Here is a 22170-nt window from a genome sequence, read left to right as displayed (position 1 = left end):
CTTTTTTAATTCCCTTTCTTCTGCTCTAGACAAGGGGCGCGGCGGTGTCTGTTAATACATCCGATGTCCCTGGGAGCTGTCTGAGCCCCGGCCGGACATGAGCCGCCGTACTCCGCCGTCTGTGTGGTGTCGCGGACGAGCCGTTACCGACACCCTGTGTCCTTCACCCTCCAGGAGCCGCACGATGTCCTCCGCACCCCTCAGCAGGCGCTCCCTCATCAAGGCCGCAGCCCTCGCCGGCGGTACCGTGGCGTTCGGTCTGCCGCAGGCCCTGTGGCCCACGACGGCCGAGGCCTACACCGTCGATGCGAAGCTGGACTGGTGGTACCAGGCCCGGTTCGGGATGTTCATCCACTTCGGGTCCTACTCCTACTACGGCAAGGGCGAGTGGGAGTTCAGCCAGAACAACTGGTCCAAGGCCGACTGGCAGAACAATGTGACCAAGCAGTTCAACCCGACGACCTTCAACGCCGCCCAGATCGCCGAGCTGGCCAAGAACGCCGGCATGAAGTACCTCGTGATCACCGCCAAGCACCACGAGGGCTACGCGATGTGGGACTCCGACGTCGCGGGCTTCAAAGACACCACCGGCACCAAGCAGTACAACCTGCACGACTACAACAACTTCCAGCCCGACCTGCTGGCCCAGCTGAAGACCGAGTGCACGAACCGGGGCGTCAAGTTCGGGCTCTACTACTCGATCATGGACTGGAACCACCCCTCGCAGACCTGTCGTCCCGGCCCCTTCTACGACTCCACCATCGACCCGGCGGCCCGCACCGGCTACATCAACGACATGAAGGGCCAGCTGCAGGAACTGCTGGACCGCTACGACCCGGCCGTCCTGTGGTTCGACGGCGACTGGTGCGGCTGGTGGACCAAGGCCGACGGCGAGGACCTGTACAACTGGCTGATGCAGCGCAAGCCCGGCCTCGTCGTCAACGAACGTGTCAAGCGGGACCAGGGTCTCGGTGACTTCGTCACCCCGGAGCAGACGGTTCCCGCCGAGCCGATGGACCGGCCGTGGGAGACCTGCGCCACCATGAACGGCAACTGGGGCTACACCGACTGGGCGGAGGGCCTCTACCGTCCCGTCAAGGACATCATCCAGGAGATGGTCACCGTCGTCTCCCGGGACGGCAACTACCTGCTCAACATCGGCCCCAAGGGCGACGGCTCCGTGACCGCCGGATCCGTGACCATTCTGAACGGCCTGGCCTCGTGGATGGCCACCCACAGCGACAGCATCCACGGCACCAGCGGCAGCCCCTTCGCCACCGGGCCCTCCTGGGGCAGGATCACCAAGAAGAACGGCAAGCTCTTCGCCCACGTCTTCAACTGGCCCACGGGCGGCACCCTGCAGATCCCGGCGGTGTACAACACGATCAACCGCGTCTACCTGATGAACAACCCCGGCACCAACCTCAACTACTGGGTCAGCGGCGGGCAGATCAACGTCAGCGTGCCGAGCACAGCGCCCAACGCGAACGACTCCGTGGTCTGCGTGGAGGTCAACGGCATGCCGGCCGTCCTGGCAGGCGGTGTATACCGGCTGGTCTGCGCCCAGAGCGGCAAGGCCCTCGACAACGGCAACACCGGCAGCGACGGCACCGCGATCATCCAGTGGACCGCCAACGGTGGCACGCCGCAGCAGTGGACGGTCACCGACCTGGGCCACGGCTACTACAAGCTGGTCTGCGTGCGCAGCGGCAAGGCCCTCGATGACAACAACAGCACCGCCGACAGCGCGGTGATGGTGCAGCGCACCGACAACGGCAGTCGTCAGCAGCAGTGGGCCGTCACCGCGCTGGGCAACGGCGCGTTCCGGCTCATCAACCGGCACAGCGGAAAGGCGCTGGACAACGCCAACAACGCCGCGGACAACACCCAGATGATCCAGTGGACCCCCAACGGCGGTGCCCCGCAGCAGTGGAACATGACCAAGGTCGGCTGAGCGGCCCCTCCCCACAGAAGCGGTGACCTGCGCCCGAAGCAGGCCGTGCTCCCACCCGAGGGTTTTGGGTGGGAGCACGGCGGCGTCTGACGTCACTGAGACCGTGCCCCGCACTTGCGTCCGGCTGTTCATGTCCGGTGACCCGACCCGATCGAAAAATCGGCGGCAACCTTTTCGCCACCTGCGGCAACTGAGCAGTGCAACACCGACACGCTCTTCCGAACGGATGAACATGCGAGAGACACGCCAGGCCGCGCGGCAGCGCAGGCACAGACGCCGGCTGATGGTGGGCACCACCGCGGGGCTGGTCGTCACAGGTCTTCTGGTCTGCCTGGTCATGACGATGCAATCCGACCGCAAGGAGGATGCCGGGCGGGCCCCGGCCACGGCCGTCGCCAACTCCGAGGAAACTCTCCCGCCGACATCGCCGGGGAAGAAGTCCCCTACCCCTTCCCCGTCCGCAGGCTCCGCGTCCCCGTCGGCCGGCGCTACGACCCCGAAGGCTTCACCGACCCCGTCGGCGTCGCCGTCATCGGCCTCCCCGCGGACGGCTCCTGCCACGTCATCCCTGGCCGGACGGATCCGACCCAAGAGCACCTACCAGGGAGTCGCCACCGTCTACAAGGCCGGGGTCGGGGACGGCGCCTGCTCGTACGGCCCGAGCGACGACATGATGATCGCGGCGATGAACACCACCGACTACGAGACGTCCGCGGCCTGTGGGGCCTACGTGCTCGTCCGCGCGGCGAACGGCAACTCCGTCACGGTCCGGATCACCAACGAATGCCCTCTGCCCTGTGCACCGGGGCAACTCGACCTCAGCGAACAGGCCTTCGCCAAACTGACTCCCGTCTCGACGGGCCGGATCGCGATCACCTGGAGCCTGCTGAGCCCCGACACGGCGGGCACGATCTCGATCCGCTACAAGAACGGGTCCAGCCCCTACTGGTGCGGCATTCAGGCGATCGGCCACCGCAACCCGCTCGCTCGGCTGGAGGTCCGCACCGGCGGCGGCTGGCGCCAACTGACCCGCACCGACTACAACTACTTCCTCTCCCCCGACGGAAGCGGGTGCGGCGGCGCGATCAGGCTCACCGACATCTACGGAGAACAACTGACCGTCAACGGGATCGATTTGCGGCCGGATGCGGTGCAGTCGACGGGCGTCCAGTTCGCCCGGCACTGACCCCGCTGTGCCACCTTCGAGGGCCCGCCGGTCGGCGTGGAGGAATCAGTCGGGCCCCGGAAGGTGAGCGTGTGTCACACGGTGGTGCAGGCGGTGCCGTTCAGGCTGAAGCCCGAGGGCTTGGTGAAGGTGCCGCTGGAGGTGCCCTGGAACCCGAAGGTCGCCTGGCCGCCGGCCGCCAGCTCTGCGTTGTGGGCCACGTTGCTCGCGGTGACGGCTCCCGACGACCCGGACAGGTTGGCGTTCCAGGCATTGGTGATCTGCTGCCCGGAGGGGAGGGTGAACGCGAGCTTCCAGCCGCTGACGCGGGCGGAGCCGGTGTTGGTGATGGTGACGTCGGCGGTGAAGCCGCCCTGCCAGGAGTTCGCCCCGTACGCCACCTTGCAGGCCGTGGAGCCGCCGGGGTCACCCGGACCGCCCGGGTCACTGGAGGAGCCCGTGTTGACGGTGGAGGAGAACGAGTTCACGCCGAGGCCCGCACCGTTCTGCCAGGGCTCGAACCCCGCCTGAACACTCGTCATGTACCAGTTGTTCTGCGCGAGTCCACGGGAGACGGCCTGCCGGGCGAAGTCCATGACGTCGAAGCTCCAGCTGCTGATCGCCGACGGAGCGACGAACGACAGCACGTCGTTCATGCCGTTGCTGCCGGACCACACCTGCCAGTCGCGCCCGCCCACGCTGGCGTTGCCGACCGGGGAACCGATGGGCTGGATGGATCCGACCTTGTTGAGCCAGATCATGATCTCGGTCCGGTTCACGCCGTCGGTGCGGGGCGTGGGGTCGAGCCAGATGTCGTACGAGGCGTTGTACGCCGCGTCGTTCACATAGTTGTAGGAGATGCTTGTGGGCGCGCTGGAGATGGTGCTGAGCTGGGCGGGAAGCTTGGTGCCGGGCGAGCAGTTGGTGTAGTGGCAGCCGTTGTAGACGGACGGGTAGGACTTCGGAGCGCCGTTCGTGGGGACGGATCCGTCAGCCTGGGTGATCCTGAACCCCGAGTCGGTGACGGCGATGCACTGGGTGGCGCTGGTGCCCCAGCGGTTGTTCTGAACCACGTAGCGGCCCTGGATGGTCGTTGAACCGAAGGGTTCGCAGATCGTGGTGTCGGCCTGCGCCACTGACGCTGCGGTCAGAAGCGCGGCGAGCGAGACGAGCGAGGTGAGCAGCGCGCCGAGCAGGCCACGCGCGCTGTGGGCATGGTGCGGTGAAGGACGCATGCGGATCCTCTTCAGAGGGATGGGGGGTGGGGTAGGGGAAGCGCTCCCGCAACCTTGCGAATGGGAGCGCTCCCATTCGTGGGTTCGGCAGGGACTGTAGGGATGGTTCAGGTCCATGACAAGACTGTCGACGAGAACCTGTCGAAACGATTTCGGAGACGCAGTTCAGACACGGGCACCGAGACGCGGCGCGCCGACTCCGGGAGCGCTCCCCTGGACGAGTTCGCCGACGAAGGTCAGGTCGACTCGCGTACCACCAGCTCCGTACGGAGGATGACGTGACGCCAGGCCACGGCGCCCTCCTCCATCTCCTCCAGGAGGAGTCGGATCATGGCCCGCCCGATCTCCTCGATCGGCTGCCGCACCGTGGTCAGCGGTGGTTCGGTCCGCTGAGCCAGCGAAAAGTCGTCGAAGCCGATCACGGCGACATCCTCGGGCACACGGCGTCCGGCCGCGCGCAGGGCCTCCAGGGCCCCCGCGGCCGTGGTGTCGGACGCGGCGAGGACGCCGTCGATATCCGGATGTCGTTCGATGAGCTCGGCCATGGCCCGGCGTCCGCTCTCCGCCGTGAAGTCGCTTTCGGCGACACGGGTCGGCTCGCCGTCCAGGCCCGCCGACGCCAGGGCCTCTTCATAGCCGCGCAGCCGGCACTGGGCGGCGTACAGGTCGAGCGGGCCGGTGATGGTCGCGATCACTCTGCGGCCCTGTCGCAGCAGGTGGGACACTGCGCTGCGGGCTCCGCCGATGTTGTCCGCGTCGACGTAGCTGACGTACTCCTCGCCCGAGCGGCGCCCCAGCAGCACGGTCGGCAACCGGGCTTCGGCGAGCATGTCCGGCAGCGGATCACCGGCGTGCACGGACATCAGCAGGACTCCGTCGACCCGGCCTCCGCGCGCGTACTCGAGGAAGCGCTGCCGCTCGGCGTCCGAGCGGACCAGGGTCAGCAGCAGCTGGAGCCCGGTGTCTGTCAGCGCGTCTCCGAGCGAGCGGACGATCTCGGAGAAAAAGGGCTCGGCGAACTGCCGCCAGTCCGGCTCCGTCATGACCAGGGCGACGGCGTCGGCGCGCCGCCCGGCCAGGGAACGGGCTGCGAGATTGGGCACGTAACCCAGTTCCTCGATGGCCTGCTGCACGGCCCGGCGCGTCGACTCCTTCACGCCCGCCGCGTTGTTGATGACGCGGGAGACCGTGCCCCGTCCCACCCGCGCGTGGGCAGCCACCTCCTCCAGCGTCGGTGTCCCCGGGCGCCGTCTGCCCATGCCACCTCCCCCAAGAGATCACCGATCTTACCGGCCGGAGGTGATCGAGCACATGACTTCGCCAGTGGCATGGTTACAGGCGGTCGCGCTGCACCCAAAGGTTGGGAGCGCTCCCGTTTTGCTTGGTCGTGTGGGATGCGCGCGCGAGGGCCGGGCGGCCCCTGGTGCGGGTGGGGCCGCCCGGCTGGGTGACCCCGTCGCCTGGTGACGGGGTCGCGTACGCGGAGCGCCGGCGGAGGCTACTCGAGGAGTTCCGCGTACGAGCCCATGGCCAGGGCTATGTCCGCCTGGGCCCAGAACCGGTGGTAGGTGAAGACGGGCGCGGCGCCGCCCTTGAGGTAGGCCTCGATCTTCGACCAGGCCGGGTCGTTCTTGTAGAAGGCCCGGATCGAGGAGAACGTCGAGGACGAGTCGATGGTCTCGCCGTTCGGCATCTTGCCCGTCCAGCCGCTCGGCACGTAGACGCTGTCGTTGAACCGGCCGTAGTCGCTGCGGGTCTCGGGAACAGCGATACCGAGGCTGTCCTGGTAGTTGCCCCACATACCGTCCAGCAGCGCCTTCGCCGTCGACTTCGCCTCGGCGTCACCGGACTTGGCGCCGTAGTACGTGAGCGTCTTGGCGTACGCGGCCGCCACGCCGACATCGTTGGTGTAGTCGGCGACGGTGACGTGAAGTCCGCTGTTGGCACCCGGACTTGACGGGTTCCAGGTGTCGGGCTGGCCCGACCACTGGAGGGTGGAGGGGATCTGGTAGCTGCCGTCCGGGTTGATCGTGGTCTTGGACAGCGCCCACTTGACCCACTTGTCGAGGACCGCCTTGGCCTGCGCGTTCCCCGTCTGCTGGTAGTACTCGGCGACCCGCTCCATGGACCACGCCTGGAAGCCGAACCACTGGTTGGACGGCGGGTCGTGGTAGACGGGCTGCTGGTCGTAGTACATGCCGTAGAACGTCGACTTCCCGGCCGGCGGAGTCGCGTAGCGGCCCGCCCAGCTGTTGGTCGAGCCGCCGGCGATGGCGCCCTCGTCCGACTGGAGCCATTGGTAGAACTCCATCTGCCGCTGGAGCGACTTGCTCCAGTCGGCCGCGCCGGTCGACGACTTGGGCTTCAGGTCGGCGTGGTTGCTGAGCGCGTAGGCGGCCAGCGGGTTCTGGTAGCCGCTGTGGGCGTAGCTGGATCCGATCCGCCAGGCCCAGCCTCCACTGGTGTCGGTGGAGCCGCCCCAGGCGTAGTACCAGGACAACAGGTAATGCGAGGCGTCCTTGCCGGTGCCGCCCGGGCAGGACGAGGCTCCCACGCAGTTGCCGATCTTCTTGAAGTACTTGTCGTACATGGCGTACCGCAGGTAGTCGCCCATCTTGGCCGCCTTGGCGACCGTGCCCGACACGGCCGAGCCCTTGCCCTGCTGCTTCGCCCACAGGTCCGCCCAGTACGCGGCCTGCACCGCACGGGCGTCGGCGTCCGGGGCGGTGGTGTACTTCCACTGCTTGGCGTAGGAGGCGTCACCGGTGAACAGGTCCAGGTAGCCGTTCTTGCCGCCGTACTTGAAGGCGTCGCAGGTCGGCTGCGGCACCGTCTCCCACACCGATTCCTGCGGGCCGCGCTGGAAGGTGTTCAGGTACGACGGCCCGGTCTCCGTCGGGCCGGCCTCGCACTTGCCGCCCGGGGTGTTGCCGAAACCGTAGGTGTTGTCGACGTCCTGGATCCAGTGCATGCCGTAGACGTCGTCCGTGTTGTAGGCCGACTTCAGCTCACTGGCGAGCGGGTCCGAGCCGACGGGTACGGACGTGTCGAGCGCGGTCGGATACTGATTCGGCGTGTCCTCCTCGGGCGCGTAGGTCGCGGGCTTGGAGGGGCTGTAGAAGGAGTTGGTGGGCTGGTCGGCGTGGGTGGGGATCATGTACTTCTCCATGATCTCCCAGGCGCCGTTGAACTTGGCCCAGTCGCCGGTGATCTTCCCGTACATGGCCTGGAGCCAGAGCAGATAGCTGTACGCCTCCGACGTGGTCTCGTGGCCGTGGTCCGGAGCCTCGACGATCAGCGTCTCGACCGAGTGGTAGGGGATGCCCTCGGGGGAGAAGTAGCCGTTGGCCGGGTTGGTGATCTTGCCGTACAGCTCCAGGAACCGGGCGTCGTAGGCCTTGGACGCCGCGATCTGGGTGACCGTCACCGTCGCCTTGCCGTGCCCGGCGGCCGTCGACTCGAAGGTCGCCGCCCCCGTGCCGGAGGAGTCTGCCGTGATGGTCACCTTCTGCGCGGTGCTCCAGTTCGAGGGGGTGAAGGTGAGCGAGGCGCCGCCGGTCACCGACAGCCCCGAATTGCCGCTCGCCCGGGCCGTGGTGACGGTGACGTTCGCCGACGGCTGGGTCGACAGCTTCACCTCGAACGTGCCCGTCTTGCCCTGCTGCACCGCCAGCTGGTTCGTCGAGGCCACCACGGCGGGACCCGAGGCGACCGTGATACCGACCGGCGTGGACTCCCCGGACGCGCCGAGGCTGTCGTACGCCTTCGCGAGCAGCGAATGACTGCCCACGGTCAAGCTTGAGGCCGAGAGCGAGTAGGGCGCCGTCGTGTCCGTGTCCAGCAGCGTGGTGTCGTCGTAGAACTCGACCTTGCTGATGGTGGCGTTGTCCGCGGCCGCGGCGGTGGCCGCGAGCGGGACCGCGTTTCCCTGGGTGTAGACGGCGCCCGCCGCCGGGCTGGTCAGCACGGTGATGGGGGGTTGGTGGGCGCCGGTGCAACTGGTGCCGTTGATCGCGAAGTTGGTGGAGGCGGCGTTGGTGCCGCTGTAGGTGAACTGCGCGCCGGTGGATACCGCGGCTCCCGCGGCGATCTTGCCGTTGTATCCGGCGTCCTTCACGGTGACCGCCTGGCCGGACTGCGACCAGGTGCCGTTCCAGCCGTTGCTGAGCTTCTGGTTGCCCGCGTAGCCGTACGTCAGCGTCCAGCCGTCGATCGCGGTGGTGCCGCGGTTGGTGAGGGTGAGGTCGGCGGTGAAGCCGGAACCCCAGTCGTTGGTCTTGTAGTCGACGCTGCACTGCACGGACGCCGCGTTCGCGGTGGTCGTGCCGGTGGCGAGCATCGACAGGGGTAGGGCGAACGCGGCGGCGACGGCGGTCCAAAGCCGCCGTACGGCTCTGCGTTTGCGTCCGGGATCCATGTGCTGTTCCTCCTTGCGTCACGCGACTCACGGAGAGATGCCAAGGCCTGAATCCAGTGGGAGCGCTCCCATCGTGGGGATGGAGGCAAGTGCCGTCAAGGCGTCGAGGAGTTCAAAGTTCGAACTGAGCTGATGGGGGCGAAAGTTTCGCAAGGACCCTATGAAACCCCGTCAGTTGGCGCTAACTTCCTCCTCACCAGTGGGAGCGGTTCCATCACTCGACGCGTCCGTAGCGGCGCGCCAAGCTGTAAGGACTCGCTCATGCGACACCCCCCGCATTCAGTACTTTTAGTCAGCGACGGTCCGGTCGCGCTCGTCCCGAGCGCGGTCCTGCCGGTGCCATCGGGCCGAGGAGCCACGGCCGCGTGTCGCTGCGAACCCCGCGGTAGCGCCCATCAATACCGTCGAGGTCTTGGCGGCCCACATCGAGACGTCCGGCAGGACGTCCCCGCTCGAACCGTATGGGTCCCGCGGTCAGTACACGGGCCGAGCGGCCGGCTACTCGGACGCGGCGCCGTACGCGGCGCCGCTGAGACGAACGGGCCGCACTCCTTCGTCGACCGGGGCGTGAAGTGCTTCGACGACCGCGCGCCGTCCCGTCCGGACCGGACCTCGAACACGCGGGACTGCTCCTGCTGTCCCTCCCTGAACTCAGCCTGCGGCGGCGCAGCCACCGCGTAGAGCGTCGGGCAGCGCGCCCCTTCGCGCGCCCTCCATCCGCAAGTCCACATCGAGAGAAGGAAACCCGCACTCATGAGTTACACCAGGACATCGCTGCTCGCTGCCCTGGCGCTGGTCGCCGGGACGACGGGGACGGCGCTCCTCGTCGGTCAGGCGGGCGCTGCCACCGCGGCCGTCCCCTGCACCGTCGACTACAAGGTGCAGAGCCAGTGGGACACCGGCTTCACCGCCGCGGTGACCATCACCAACAACGCGGCAGCCAAGTCGGGTTGGTCGGTGAAGTGGTCGTACGCCGGAAACCAGAAGGTCACGAACGGCTGGAACGCGAAGGTGAGCCAGAGCGGTGCCGACGTCACAGCCGCCAACGAGAGCTACAACGGCACTCTCGCGAGCGGCGGTTCGGTCAGCTTCGGCTTCAACGGCTCCTACAGCGGCACCAACGCGATACCCGCCACGTTCACGCTTGACGGCGTCGTCTGCAACGTCGGCGGCGGCGGCCCCACTGACCCGGGACCGACCGACCCCGGCACCCCTTCCGGCAAGGTCAACAACCCCTACACCGGCGCCAAGGCCTACGTGAACCCCGAGTGGTCCGCCAAGGCCGCCGCCGAGCCGGGCGGCAGTAGCATCGCGGGCCAGCCCACCGCCGTCTGGCTCGACAGGATCGCCGCCATCAACGGCGTCGGCGGCGGAATGGGACTGCGCGCCCACCTCGACGAGGCCTTGAAGCAGAAGGGCTCCGGCGATCTCGTCGTCCAGCTCGTCATCTACGACCTGCCCGGCCGCGACTGCGCCGCCCTCGCTTCCAACGGTGAGCTGGGGCCCAACGACATCGACAAGTACAAGTCCCAGTACATCGACCCCATCGTGTCGATCCTGTCCGAGTCCAAGTACGCGGGCCTGCGGATCGCCACCGTCATCGAGCCCGACTCGCTGCCCAACCTGGTGACCAATGCGGGCGGCACCCCCACCACCACCGACGCCTGCGTGACCATGAAGAGCAACGGCAACTACGAGAAGGGCGTCAGCTACGCCCTGGACAAGCTGGGCGCCATCCCCAACGTCTACAACTACATCGACGCCGCCCACCACGGCTGGCTCGGCTGGGACAGCAACCTCGGCCCCGCGGTGCAGCAGTTCCACAAGGTCGCGACGACGAACGGCGCGAGCGTGAACGATGTGGCCGGCTTCATCGTCAACACCGCGAACTACAGCCCCACCAAGGAGCCCTACCTCAAGGTCACCGACACGGTGAACGGTCAGACCGTACGTCAGTCGAAGTGGGTGGACTGGAACCAGTACGTGGACGAGCAGTCCTTCGCCCAGGCGCTGCGCGACAAGCTCGTCGCGGCCGGATTCGACTCCGGACTCGGCATGCTGATCGACACCTCGCGCAACGGCTGGGGCGGCTCCGCCCGGCCCACCGGTCCCGGAGCGCAGACCACCGTGGACGGCTACGTCGACGCCAGCCGCATCGACCGGCGCATCCACGCCGGCAACTGGTGCAACCAGAGCGGCGCAGGCATCGGCGAACGGCCGACCGCTGCTCCGGCCTCCGGCATCGACGCCTACGTGTGGGTCAAGCCGCCGGGGGAGTCGGACGGGAACAGCGCCGCCATCCCCAACGACGAGGGCAAGGGCTTCGACCGGATGTGCGACCCGACGTACGGGGGCAACCCCCGCAACGGCAACAACCCCACGGGCGCACTGCCGAACTCGCCGCTGGCCGGACACTGGTTCTCCGCCCAGTTCCGGCAGTTGATCCAGAACGCGTACCCGCCGCTGTCATGACCTGCTGACGGGGTGCGTGACCGCCGGAGTCAGTCCCGCTCGGCAGGCCCGAGGGACGGATTCCGGCGGTTCCCGCGCTCCACGGTCGAGCGCGCCCGAACGTCGGAACGGACTGCTGATTCGGGCGTCCTCAGGGACGGCGCAGGGCTCAGGAAATCAGGGATCAGGAAGTAATGGGCAATGTGGGCCCGGTCACCGAGTGACCTCCGTGGACTGCAGGTGCTGGCGCAGCCACTGTTCGGTGCTGCTCACATGCAGCAAGGCGGCGGCATGGCTGAGCTGGGCGTCGCGGGTGGCGAGCGCCGAGAAGATCGCTTCGTGCTCGGCCAGGGTCCGGCCCGCGGCGTGGGTGTCGACCAGGCCGCGCCAGATACGGGCGCGCAGCGTGCGGCCGGAAATGCCCTCCAGCAGGGTGAGCAGCGTCTCGTTCCCCGTGGCGGAGACGACGGCACGGTGGAAGGCGGCATCGTGGGCATTGAGGCGCTCGACGTCCTCGCGTGCCTCGCGCATGGCGTCCAGATGCCGTTTCACCTCGGCCAGCTGCGCGTCGGTGATCCGGGTGGCGGCGAGCGCGGTGGCGACCGGTTCGAGGAGCCGCCGTACCTCCATGAGGTCCTGGAGGGCGGCCGAGTCGCCCTGCAGCAGCTCCACTGCTCCGCCCAGTCCCTCCAGGAGCAGGCTCGGCTGCAGACTGGTCACGTACGTGCCGTCGCCCCGTCGCACCTCCAGGATGCGCGCGACGGCCAGTGCCTTGACCGCTTCACGGGCCAGGTTGCGGGACAGACCCAGCTGGGCTGCCAGGTCCTGCTCGGGCGGCAGCTTCGAGCCGGGGGGCAGCGCACCGGTGCGGATCAGCTCGCGGATCTGCTCAATCGCCTTGTCCGTCAGGGACACCGCGAGCTCCTTCCGTGACCGTTCCGCGTCGGTGTGTCCGACCTGATGAGTCCTTGGGCGCCAGGGTCGTCCCAGAGACCTTCGGAGATGTGCCGACGGTGGAGTTCCACGTTCCGTGCCGCCTGTTCCGGACTCCGTACACCCAGGGTGACGTTGATGATAGCCGGATGGGCGAGCGGGAAGGCGATCGCCGCCGGAAGGTCGTACCGCGCCGTTCGCAGACCTCGGCGATCGACAGAGCGAAGCCCTCGGTGTCGACCCCACGCGGCTACAGGTTGGCCGGGCTGCTCCCAACGCCTCATGGAATCCGGCACGCGTGCGGGCGCGGGGTGCCGGGGCGCCCCGCGTCCGCGGAAGGCAGGTCAGGAGGGGACGATCTGCCATTGCTGGTGCGTCTGTGACGCGTACGGCTGCTGCTCGATGTTGGCTCCGTTGGCGGTGCTGCCCTCGTCGACGGCGAGGCAGAGTCCGCTGTAGCGGTCGATGAGGACGTAGTACCCGTCACCGGTGGGCGTGACGGCCCAGTGCTGCTGGGGAGCGCTGGCGTCTCCCCATATGCCGACGGTGCCGCCTTCCGCGCGGGACAGACCCTGGACCTCCAGGAGCTTGCCGCTGCCCACACCCTTGATCTTGTAGTAGCCGTCACCGGTCTTGACGAAGGTCCACTTCTGGTTCGTCTGGTCGAGCGAGGGCCACTGCAGGACCTTGGTGCCGTCGGTGGTGCGCCTGCCCTCCACGTCGACGGACTTGCCGCTGTGCCGGGCGACCAGGCGGTAAACCGTGCCGTCGCCGGGCAGCGTGGTGGAGACCAGGGCCGGCCTGACCGACCGGCCGCCGATCCGGAGGCCGCTGACGTTGGCGTAGCCGCCGGTGGCCGCGTTGGCCTGGATCCGTACGAAGCCCACGTTCCGGTTGGGCCACTCGACCACCTTGGTCTTGCGGTTGCCGGCCCAGGTGCCGGTGGCGACCTGGGTGAAGTTGACCCCGTCGGTGCTGGTGAGGATGGTGTACGAGGTGATGTCGCCGTCGGTGGAGTTGTTGCGGCCCCACTGCTTGGGCAGGTACTCCAGGGTGGAGACGTTGCTCCACACGCCGCCGAGGTCGATGGTGATGGACTGCGGCAGCGGCGCCGGCAGCCCCCAGGTCGACCAGCAGGTCTCGTAGCGGTTGTCGCTGAGTCCGTCGATGGCGTGGAACGGGCCCTCGCCGGTGTGGTAGCCGGTGGCGTAAGCGTTGACCGGTGTGACCGGGTGCTCGGCGCGCAGTATCTGGGTGGGCAGCGGCGGCCTGGAGGTGTTGGGGCTCCAGGCCGCGCCGACCTCGGCGAGCCGGTTGACGACGTTGGTGTCCAGCAGGCCGTTGCGGTTGGGCGGGCAGTTGAGGATGAACGAGGTGTACTTCGGTTCCAGGTCGGCCAGGTGCGAGAGGATCGAGGCCTTGCTCATGAGGCTCTCGGTCGGGGTGGAGGGGTGCCAGAACCAGCCGTTGCTGATGGTCTGCCCCTGCGTGGCGGCGTAGGTGTTGCCCGCCGGCGCCGTGATGCCCATCGGCTCCTCGAAGAAGATCGCGTCGCCGAGGAAGGGCTCCGACAGCGCGCCGAGGTCGATCATGACGCAGTCCGGCTGCAGCTCCTTCACCAGCGAACGGATCGCCTGGTAGGAGACGGCCTGCTGCCCCATCTGCCATGCGTAGCCGTCGGTCATCAGAATGTCGATGGTGCCGTAGTTGGTGAGCAGCTCGCGGAGCTGACCGAGGACGAAGGTCATGTGGGCGGGGTGGATGGCATCGGTGATCTGGAGCCCGGACACCTTGTGCCGGCTTTCCCATGCCTCGACGCCGAAGGTGCGGTCCCAGACCGAGTAGTACAGCCCGACCTTCAGCCCCTTCGCGCGGAAGGCGTCGCAGTACGCCTGGACGACGTCGTGTTTGTACGAGCTGTTCGCGACGTTCTGGGTGCCGTGGGCGCTCGGCCACAGGGCGAAGCCGTCGTGGTGCCTGGTGGTCAGGATGCCGTAGCTCATTTTCGCGGCGGCCGCCGCGTCGGCCCACTGCGCGCAGTTGACACTCGGGGGAGCGAAGAGGGTGGGGCTCTGGTTGGGTTCCGCCCACTCCTCGTTGGTGAACGTGCCCAGGCTGAAGTGGTTGAACATGCCGAACCGCATGTCGACCATCTTGCTCAGGTTGGTCTGTGTGTCCGCGGCGGACGCTTGCGACAGAAGGCCGGAGAAGCCGGGGACGAGTGGCAGGGCGGTCGCGGCGGTCGCCGCACCCGCAGCGCCGAGAAACGTACGGCGAGACATTCTTGGTGAGGACATGGCCCACTCCTGTGGATCGATGGCATTGGTTGCTGTGACGACGACGTCCTGGGGCTGTTGACGCCGGCCTGGGTGTCGGGGTGTGCGCAGGGCGGCAGGTGTCCCTGCAAGGGGCAGGGGCCGGGGCCGGGGCCGTCTGAAGGGTCATGAAAACGGTGCCTCCAGCGGGACCTGTCGGCAGGGCGTGTGCCATGTGGAAGGTGCCCACCCACGGTTGGCGATCGGGCCTCCCTGGGAGGCGTGATCGGCATGGGACGAGAGCCGCCTCGCGGGACGTGGTGTCGCCCGAGGCTGGGAGAGGGCCCTGGGCGCAGGGCGGAGCCCGCCGTCGGCGACCGCCATGCCGACGAGCGCCCCTTCGCAGGTGATCAGCTCTGACAAGAATTCTCCTGGCGGTTCGCAGGACGGCACTCGGCGTCCCGAGAGAGGCGCCGCCGCTCGCTTACACACAGCGTGTGTTCGGCGAGTAACATCGGATGTATTAACGGGCATCAGTCAGCAGTGTGTCTAGGGGGTCGACAGAAATCGCCAGATCAACCCAGCAGTTGCGGGCGGCGAATACGCTCAACCCTCAGGATGGGTTCCCGATACATAGGATGTGTTCGGCCAGGTAGATCGAGTGCGGATGCGACTCCAGGTCGTCGGCGCGAGCGACGTCAGGACCGCTGCCGGGCGCCGCCAGTCCGTGAACGCGGTAGCCGCCGGTACCGGGCGGCAGTGGCCCGGGCAGGGGGATGACGTGTCTTGGCCGCAAACTCACCTGCGTACCGGCCCGTCTTCCCTGCACTTCGGCCCGGCCTTCCACCCGGCACCCGACGCCTACCCAAGCGCCGGATGTCCGCTTGAGGAAGGAGGCGTCGTACTCATGGCCCGGATACGGCGGGATCAGCTTCCGTCGTACAGCGACCAGCCGGCGACGTGCGAGTCCAAGGCGGAGTTGGCCAGGTGCAGCACCAGCACCTGCCGCCGCAGTACCGGGGTGACGACCGTCTGTGGGGACTGGGCGCGGGACATGGGTTCGCTCGTCATACCGCGGCCTCCTGCGGGTGGTTGGAGACCCTGGTCACCCAGTAGTCGATGTCGAAGGAGTCGTCGCCGGTCAGTGTCCGCCACAGCAGGACGCGGCGGATACCGCGTGAAGGCTGGCAGGAACGGGCCGGTGCCGAGACCGGTGAGCGCCACCGGCTGGAGGACGTCTCCTACGCGCCACTGATCGTCCGGCCGGGCGAGATCGTTCGCCTTGATCCCGACTATGCCGCCCGTGCACGGGAGTTGGGGTGACCCCTTCCCGCGACTTCGGAATTCTCGGTGTCGTACGGCGGCCATGTCGCAGTGGGTGCCGACGACGACATCTGCCTGCCGGGCGAGGTGCAGGACGTGGACCGGGGCGTGGAGCTCGGTCTGGTGATAGGGCGCCGGGTCCGTGAAGTGACGGCTGAAACGGCCTTGGGCCACGTCGCGGGATATACCGTGACCAACAACATCACCGCGTGGAGCCGCCCGGACGGGATCCCCGCGCCCGGGCCGTCCGCCGCCGTCACCACCTCGACGGGACCGGCCCTGGTCGCCACCGACGACGTGCCGATGGGCGGTCGCGGCCTGACGGTGACCTGCCTCGTCGACGGGCAGGTGACGCAGAAGGCGAACACCTCGGAACTGCTCTTCGACGTCGCCACCGTCATCGCGCACGTCAGCACCGTCGTCACCCTGTGAATGGTGGGAGCGCTTTCGGCCATTGATCTGACTCTCCGTCAGTTCTCGGTGTCCTCCCCCCACCCCCACAGGCGGGGCGGCAACAGTGAGGCCGCGGCCCTGGACCAGGACCTGTGAGCCGCAGTCTGCCGTCCCCTCATGCCTGAGGAAGCCATGACTCCCACCCCCCACCTCATCGAACTCGCCGCCCGCATGGAGCGGCCGGCCCCGTTCCAGCCGGTCGACCGTTCGCTTCTCCCGGACGCCGGTACCGCGACGGTGGACATCGTCGTGCCGGTCTACAACGAGGAACGCGCCCTGCCCGGGTGCCTGCGCACCCTCCACGCGCGTCTGTCCGAGGGTTTCCCCTTCCCCTGGCGGATCACGGTCGCCGACAACGCCAGCACCGACGAGACTTTCGCCACCGCCCGCCGCCTCGCCGACGAGCTGCCCGGGGTAGGCGTCGTCCACCTGGACCGTAAGGGGCGTGGGCTGGCCCTGCGCACCGTCTGGGGCGCCAGCGACGCGGACATCGTGGCGTACATGGACGTGGACCTGTCCACCGGCCTCGACGGGCTGCTCCCGCTGGTCGCGCCCCTGGCCAGCGGGCACTCGGACCTCGCGATCGGCTCCCGGCTGGCTCCCGGGGCGCGTACGGTGCGCGGGCCGCGGCGCGAGTTCATCTCCCGCTGTTACAACGGCATCATCCGGCTCACCCACGGCGTCCGCTTCACCGACGCCCAGTGCGGGTTCAAGGCGGCCCGCACCGAGGTGCTCCGGCCGCTGCTGCAGGTGACCCGCGACGACGCGTGGTTCTTCGACACCGAACTGCTCCTGCTCGCCGAGCACAACGGACTGCGCGTCCACGAGGTGCCGGTCGACTGGGTCGAGGACGTCGACACCCGGGTGGACGTGGTCAGCACCGCCACGGACGACCTGCGAGGCCTGTGGCGCATGGCGCGCCTCAAGGCCTCCGGCGATGCCCGCGTCGACATACGACCGCGCCCCGCACCGGCCGCCGAGCACCCCGACGCCGTCCTCGCACCCCCCACGGGACGTGGCGTGCTGTCGTGGGAGGTCGGCTGCTTCATCGCGATCGGCGTCCTCTCCACGCTCGGGCAGGCACTGCTGTACTGGCTGTTGCGCGGCTGGTGGAGCCCGGCCGTCGCCAACCTCGTCTCGCTGCTCGTCCTCACCGTGCTCAACACCGAGGCGAACCGGCGCCTCACCTTCCGGCACTCGACCACCCCGCCCGCCCGTGCCCACCTCGGTGCCGGGGGCCTGTTCGTCCTCGGCTACCTGGTCACCTCCGGAGCGGTGCTGTGGTTCAAGTGGCTCGATCCCGGAGCCTCACCGGCCGCGGAGACCGCGGTCCTTGCCACCGCGTCCGTCGCGGTCACCTGCGTGCGCTTCGCCGTGCTGCGGCTGGCCGTCTTCGCCGGCCCCCGTGGCCGTACCCGCTGATGAGAGCGAATCCCGACATGAGCAACTCCGTGCACCTCAAGACCGTATCGGCGACCCCGACACCCGACAGGACGAGTCCCTCCGTCCGCTCGCTGCCCGCCTGGGCCGCCCCCGCGGCACTCGGCGCCGTCCTCGCGCTCGCGGCCGTCCTGTACGGATGGGCACTGGGTTCCCTGGGCTGGGGCAACAGCTACTACTCGGCGGCTGTGAAATCGATGGGGACGAGCTGGACCAACTTCCTCTTCGGCTCCTTCGACCCGGCGGGCGTGGTCACGGTCGACAAGCCGCCGGCCGCCCTGTGGCCACAGGTGATCAGCAGCGAGATCTTCGGGATGCACGGCTGGGCGCTGCTCCTGCCGCAGGTGATCGAGGGCGTAGCGGCGGTCCTCGTCCTGCACCGCACCGTGCGCCGTTGGGCGGGGGAGGGGGCGGGCCTGGTCGCGGCCTTGGTGCTGACGCTCACCCCCATCACGGTGGCCATCAACCGGGACAACAACCCCGACACGCTGTTGGTGCTGCTGCTGGTGTCGGCGGCGTACGCGCTCACCCGCGCGCTGCAGGCGCAGGGCAGGGCCGCGGCCTGGTGGCTGTGCGCGAGCGGCTTCCTGATCGGGTGCGGATTCCTCACCAAAATGCTCGCCGCCTGGATGGTCATCCCCGCGTTCGCCCTCGCCTGGCTCGTGGGAGGAAGCGGCCCCTGGATACCGCGAGTACGGCGTCTGCTGGGCGCGGGAGCCATCCTGGCGGCGTCCTCCTTGTGGTGGGTCGCCCTCGTTGCCCTGTGGCCCGGCGACCGCCCGTACATCGGCGGCAGCAAGGACGGCTCGGCCTGGGACCTCGTGATCGGCTACAACGGGCTGGGGCGTGTCTTCGGCTCCAGTGACGGAACGCCCCAGGGCATGGGGGGCGGAGGCGGCGGGTTCGCCGGCGGGTTCGGCGGTGAGTCCGGCCCGACCCGGATGTTCGACACACAGGTGGGCGGCCAGATCAGCTGGCTGCTGCCCCTGTGCGCCGTGGCCATGGCCGTCGCCGTCGCCGTGGCGGTCCTGCACCGACGAGGAAAGCTGCCCGCCTCCGCCCTGCTGCCGGCCTCCGGCTGGCTGCTGTGGGGAACCTGGCTGGTGGTCTGCGCCGCCGTGTACTCGACGCAGAAGGGCATCTTCCACCCCTACTACACCACCCAACTCGCGCCCGCCATCGGCGCTCTGTGCGGCGGGCTGACGGTCGGGCTGGTGCGCGTGCACCGTGCGGGCCCGCGCTGGGCGCCCCTGGTCGGTGTGGCCGGGGTCGCGGTGAGCGCGATCTGGGCGGTGGTGCTGATCCGCCGTGAACCCGACTGGAACGGCTGGCTGGTGTGGCCGGTGCTGCTCGTGGGCTGTGCCGCCGTCGTCCTGCTGGTGCTCTCCCGACGGCAGGGCCGGTTGCTGACGGTCGCCGTCGGCGCGGCCGTGGCGTCGGTCCTGGTGGCCCCGGGAGCCTGGGCGGTGAGCGTGCCCGGTTCCACCAACATGGGCGGCTCCAACCCGACGGCCGGTCCGCAGACGCTCGGCTTCGGCGGAGGCGGCGGCATGCCCCGGCCGAGTGGGAACGGCGGAGGCCTTCCGTCGGGCATGCCGTCCGGGATGCCGTCGAACATGCCTGGCTTCCCCGGCGGTGACGGTTCTTCGGGCCAGTCCGGTGAGCCCTCGTCCGGCGGGACGCATTCCGGAATGCCTTCAGGAATGCCTTCAGGAATGCCTTCGGGCATGCCCACGGGGGGAGCGAACGGCATGCCCGGTGGCGGCTCGGGAAGTGCCCCGGGCGGGCGCGGCGGTCTCGGCAGCGGGGAACTCACCGCCGACCAGCGCAAGATCCTCACGTACGCGGTCGAGCACGCACCCGACGCACGTATCAAGCTCGCCGTCGAGGGCGGCGCCCTCTCCGCCAGCGCCTTCATCCTGGGCACCGACGAGACCGTCATCGGCATGGGCGGCTTCACGAACAGCGACAACGCGCCGTCGGTGGCCCAGTTGAAGGAGTGGACCAAGAACGGCGAACTACGCTACATCCTGGGCTCCGACACCAACGGCGGCGGCCGGCCGATGATGTCCGGCGGATACGCCGAGCAGCGCTCCGACTGGATCGCCGACAACTGCACGAAGGTTGCGGCGTCGGCGTACGGCGGCACGTCCTCCCAGGCGGACGACGGCGGTGCGATGGGATTCGGGGGAGGCGACGTGCTCTACGACTGCGCCGCCAAGTAAGCGACGGCCGCCAGACGCAGAACGGACCAACAGACGTCATGACCGAGCAGCCCGCAGCAGCGGGGCCGCGACATCGGCTCCTCGTGGTCGAGGACGAGCCCAGCATCCGCACCCTGCTGGAGGCGACGCTTCGTCTGACCGGATACGAGGTGAGCAGCACCGACACCGGGCAGTCGGCCCTCCTGGAGGTCGAACGCCTGGATCCGCACCTGGTGCTGCTCGACGTGATGCTGCCCGACCTGGACGGCTTCGAGGTAACCCGCAGGCTGCGGGCGGCGGGCAACGACTGTCCGATCCTGTTCCTGACCGCCCGCACCGGCACCGACGACCGCATCAGCGGCCTGAGCGTCGGCGGAGACGACTATGTCTCCAAACCATTCAGCATCGAGGAGGTGCTGCTGCGCATCGAGGCCATCCTGCGCCGGACGGCGCCGGCCATCGCCGCGCAGACCTCGCTGAGCGTCCTGAGCTACGCAGACCTGGAACTCGACGAGGGCGCTCACGAGGTACATCGCGCGGGGCAGTACGTCGCACTGTCACCGACCGAGTTCAAGCTCCTGGCCTACCTCCTGGCGAACGCGGGCCAGGTGGTGACCAAGGCCCAGATCCTCGACCACGTCTGGAGCTACGACTTCGCCGGTGACGCGCGGATCATCGAGACATACGTCCGCTACCTGCGCAAGAAGATCGACTGCTTCGATCCACCGCTCATCCAGACCGTGCGCGGTGTCGGCTACAGCCTGCGACTTCCCCGCGACCACGCAGGGACGTCGGAGCAGTGACCCACCTCCTGCCCTGGCCGCCCAGATCACTGAGGCGACGCCTCGTCCTTGGCATCACCGTCCTCGCCACCGCGGCGGTCCTGGCCTCCCAGACCATCGGTTACGTAGTGCTTCGATCCTGGCTGCTGAACCGTGTCGACGAGCAGCTCGTCGAGTTCCACCCACCGGCACCGGCCTTCTACGACGCCCTCGACGGCACACTCCCGGCGCCGGGGGAGCGCCCGGACCTGCTGCCCTCGGATTTCCACGTCTACTTCTACGACGCCTCCGGGCGCCGCCTGAACGACTCCCTCGGCTCCGAAGCAGCGCCAGGACCTCAGTTGGCCGATGACGTGCAGGACCTCGGTCTGCGGGACGGACATCCGGAAACCGTGCCTGCCACGAGCGGTGACGGCCGCTGGCGAGTGGTGCTCAACCCCGGACCGGGGGGTATGAGCGCGGTGGTCGCCCTGCCGCTCGACACCGTCGACGGAGCCGCCTCGAAGATCCTGTGGCTGAACGCGGTCCTGCTCGCCGTCACCATTGTCGCCCTGCTCACCCTGGGCCGGTGGGTGGTCCGGCTGGGCCTGTTGCCCTTGACCAGAATGGAAAGTACCGCCCAGGACATCACCGCGGGCCGGCTCCACCTGCGGTTGCCCGACACCGATCCGCACACCGAGATCGGACGGCTCGGCCGGGTCCTGAACTCCATGCTCGACCGCCTCCAGAAGGCGCTGCTGGCCCGCGAGGCCTCCGAGGCCCGGTTGCGTCGGTTCGTCGCCGACGCAGGGCACGAACTGCGCACCCCGCTCACCGCCATCCAGGGCTACGCCCAGCTCGCACTGCGCCCGGAGCGACGCCCGGCGCAGGAACTACAGGAGGCCAACCGGTTCATCGCGCAGAACGCGGAACGCATGAGCCTGCTCGTCGACGACCTCCAGCTGCTCGCCACCCTGGACAAGGAACCGTCCTACCGGAGGGAACGGGTCGACCTGCTGTCCCTGGCGGCGGACGCCGTCAGCGCGACCGCCGTCCACAGCGCGTCCCACCCCATCGACCTCGGCCCGCTGCACACCCCGGCCGATCCCACCGGAGCCGAGGAACTCGACGTCGCGGAGACCGTCGGCGACCCGCACCGGTTGCGGCAGATCCTCGAGAACCTGCTCTCCAACGCCCGTATCCACACCCCGCAGGGCACCCGCGTCCACGTCCGTGTCGGCACGACCGAGGCGGGTCCCGGAACCGGAGGCACGGACCGCCCCGGACGCTTCGCTGCTTCACCGCCCTTGGCGGAGCGCCTGCCGATCAGCGTGATCGAGGTGGCGGACGAAGGGCCGGGCCTCCAACCCGTCGACGCCGAGCTCGTCTTCGAGCGCTTTTACCGCGCCGACCCCGCTCGCTCCCGCCTCCACGGCGGCAGCGGCCTCGGCCTCGCCATCGCCGCGACCATCGCCGAGGGCCACGGCGGCCGCCTCGAACTCGACACGGCACCCGGCCGCGGCTGCACCTTCCGCCTGGTCCTGCCCGCAGCCGACTCCGGCCAGGAACCCCGCTGATC

General features: G+C 68.8%; 15 protein-coding genes and 1 pseudogene. 9 read left to right on the top strand and 7 right to left on the bottom strand.

Annotated features, from left to right (window positions below; translation table 11 throughout):
* Positions 1–184: 184 nt before the first annotated feature.
* Complete coding sequence (locus tag PBV52_RS05755; protein ID WP_274237185.1) at positions 185–1954, top strand: alpha-L-fucosidase; 1770 nt, start codon at positions 185–187, stop codon at positions 1952–1954.
* 232 nt (positions 1955–2186) lie between these two features.
* Positions 2187–3140 carry an expansin EXLX1 family cellulose-binding protein gene (locus PBV52_RS05750; RefSeq protein WP_274237184.1) on the top strand — a complete coding sequence of 318 codons (954 nt, stop codon included), beginning with the start codon at positions 2187–2189 and terminating at the stop codon, positions 3138–3140.
* Positions 3141–3214: 74 nt separating this feature from the next.
* Here the strand turns inward: PBV52_RS05750 and PBV52_RS05745 are convergent, their stop codons facing one another.
* The 3 genes from PBV52_RS05745 to PBV52_RS05735 form a co-directional block, all read right to left on the bottom strand.
* Positions 3215–4354, bottom strand: a complete 1140-nt coding sequence (locus PBV52_RS05745; RefSeq protein ID WP_274237183.1) for a cellulose binding domain-containing protein — start codon at positions 4352–4354, stop codon at positions 3215–3217.
* Positions 4355–4590: 236 nt separating this feature from the next.
* On the bottom strand, positions 4591–5613 hold the full coding sequence (locus PBV52_RS05740; RefSeq protein WP_274237182.1) for a LacI family DNA-binding transcriptional regulator: 1023 nt from the start codon (positions 5611–5613) through the stop codon (positions 4591–4593).
* Positions 5614–5852: 239 nt separating this feature from the next.
* Complete coding sequence (locus PBV52_RS05735; RefSeq protein ID WP_274237181.1) at positions 5853–8771, bottom strand: glycoside hydrolase family 48 protein; 2919 nt, start codon at positions 8769–8771, stop codon at positions 5853–5855.
* Positions 8772–9524: 753 nt separating this feature from the next.
* Here PBV52_RS05735 and PBV52_RS05730 point away from each other — a divergent pair.
* Positions 9525–11243: a glycoside hydrolase family 6 protein gene (locus tag PBV52_RS05730; RefSeq protein WP_274237180.1), complete on the top strand. Its 1719-nt coding sequence runs from the start codon at positions 9525–9527 to the stop codon at positions 11241–11243.
* A gap of 192 nt (positions 11244–11435) precedes the next feature.
* On the opposite strand, the gene PBV52_RS05725 is transcribed toward PBV52_RS05730, so the two are convergent.
* From PBV52_RS05725 to PBV52_RS05705, 4 genes and pseudogenes are all read right to left on the bottom strand, one after another.
* Positions 11436–12137 (bottom strand): FadR/GntR family transcriptional regulator, encoded by a 702-nt coding sequence (locus PBV52_RS05725; RefSeq protein ID WP_274237179.1) that lies wholly within the window; start codon positions 12135–12137, stop codon positions 11436–11438.
* 362 nt (positions 12138–12499) lie between these two features.
* The gene (locus PBV52_RS05715) at positions 12500–14452 is read right to left on the bottom strand and encodes an RICIN domain-containing protein (RefSeq protein WP_274237178.1); all 1953 of its coding nucleotides are present in this window, start codon (positions 14450–14452) and stop codon (positions 12500–12502) included.
* An 885-nt stretch (positions 14453–15337) separates the two neighbouring features.
* Positions 15338–15481, bottom strand: a complete 144-nt coding sequence (locus PBV52_RS05710) for a hypothetical protein (RefSeq protein WP_274250016.1) — start codon at positions 15479–15481, stop codon at positions 15338–15340.
* A pseudogene (locus PBV52_RS05705) lies at positions 15478–15576 on the bottom strand (phytanoyl-CoA dioxygenase); the annotation flags it as partial. The gene PBV52_RS05710 and the pseudogene PBV52_RS05705, both read right to left, overlap by 4 nt.
* Between PBV52_RS05705 and PBV52_RS05700 the strand changes: the two are divergent.
* The 6 genes from PBV52_RS05700 (at position 15530) to PBV52_RS05675 (ending at position 22168) form a co-directional block, all read left to right on the top strand.
* Entirely contained in the window at positions 15530–15733 is a 204-nt protein-coding gene (locus PBV52_RS05700; protein WP_274237177.1) for a hypothetical protein, read from the top strand. The pseudogene PBV52_RS05705 and the gene PBV52_RS05700 overlap by 47 nt on opposite strands.
* A 51-nt stretch (positions 15734–15784) precedes the next feature.
* Positions 15785–16165 (top strand): fumarylacetoacetate hydrolase family protein, encoded by a 381-nt coding sequence (locus PBV52_RS05695; protein ID WP_274237176.1) that lies wholly within the window; start codon positions 15785–15787, stop codon positions 16163–16165.
* Positions 16166–16318: 153 nt separating this feature from the next.
* Positions 16319–17608, top strand: a complete 1290-nt coding sequence (locus tag PBV52_RS05690) for a bifunctional glycosyltransferase family 2/GtrA family protein (RefSeq protein ID WP_274237175.1) — start codon at positions 16319–16321, stop codon at positions 17606–17608.
* A 17-nt stretch (positions 17609–17625) separates the two neighbouring features.
* Positions 17626–19851, top strand: a complete 2226-nt coding sequence (locus PBV52_RS05685) for a glycosyltransferase family 39 protein (RefSeq protein WP_274237174.1) — start codon at positions 17626–17628, stop codon at positions 19849–19851.
* 38 nt (positions 19852–19889) lie between these two features.
* A complete protein-coding gene (locus PBV52_RS05680; protein WP_274237173.1) occupies positions 19890–20633 on the top strand; it encodes a response regulator transcription factor in 744 nt (247 codons plus the stop codon).
* Complete coding sequence (locus PBV52_RS05675; RefSeq protein ID WP_274237172.1) at positions 20630–22168, top strand: cell wall metabolism sensor histidine kinase WalK; 1539 nt, start codon at positions 20630–20632, stop codon at positions 22166–22168. The genes PBV52_RS05680 and PBV52_RS05675 overlap by 4 nt, the downstream gene beginning before the upstream one ends.
* Positions 22169–22170 lie beyond the last annotated feature (2 nt).

This window comes from Streptomyces sp. T12 (genome assembly GCF_028736035.1).
Lineage (GTDB): Bacteria > Actinomycetota > Actinomycetes > Streptomycetales > Streptomycetaceae > Streptomyces.
This window is presented reverse-complemented; position numbering and strand designations above follow the sequence as displayed.

Bases quoted from the DNA above. Each gene is read 5' to 3' on its own strand.
- PBV52_RS05755 (WP_274237185.1), top strand. From the start codon at position 185: ATGTCCTCCGCACCCCTCAGCAGGCGCTCCCTCATCAAGGCCGCAGCC.
- PBV52_RS05750 (WP_274237184.1), top strand. From the start codon at position 2,187: ATGCGAGAGACACGCCAGGCCGCGCGGCAGCGCAGGCACAGACGCCGG.
- PBV52_RS05745 (WP_274237183.1), bottom strand. From the start codon at position 4,354: ATGCGTCCTTCACCGCACCATGCCCACAGCGCGCGTGGCCTGCTCGGC.
- PBV52_RS05740 (WP_274237182.1), bottom strand. From the start codon at position 5,613: ATGGGCAGACGGCGCCCGGGGACACCGACGCTGGAGGAGGTGGCTGCC.
- PBV52_RS05735 (WP_274237181.1), bottom strand. From the start codon at position 8,771: ATGGATCCCGGACGCAAACGCAGAGCCGTACGGCGGCTTTGGACCGCC.
- PBV52_RS05730 (WP_274237180.1), top strand. From the start codon at position 9,525: ATGAGTTACACCAGGACATCGCTGCTCGCTGCCCTGGCGCTGGTCGCC.
- PBV52_RS05715 (WP_274237178.1), bottom strand. From the start codon at position 14,452: ATGTCCTCACCAAGAATGTCTCGCCGTACGTTTCTCGGCGCTGCGGGT.
- PBV52_RS05710 (WP_274250016.1), bottom strand. From the start codon at position 15,481: ATGACGAGCGAACCCATGTCCCGCGCCCAGTCCCCACAGACGGTCGTC.
- PBV52_RS05700 (WP_274237177.1), top strand. From the start codon at position 15,530: ATGTCGAAGGAGTCGTCGCCGGTCAGTGTCCGCCACAGCAGGACGCGG.
- PBV52_RS05690 (WP_274237175.1), top strand. From the start codon at position 16,319: ATGACTCCCACCCCCCACCTCATCGAACTCGCCGCCCGCATGGAGCGG.
- PBV52_RS05685 (WP_274237174.1), top strand. From the start codon at position 17,626: ATGAGCAACTCCGTGCACCTCAAGACCGTATCGGCGACCCCGACACCC.
- PBV52_RS05680 (WP_274237173.1), top strand. From the start codon at position 19,890: ATGACCGAGCAGCCCGCAGCAGCGGGGCCGCGACATCGGCTCCTCGTG.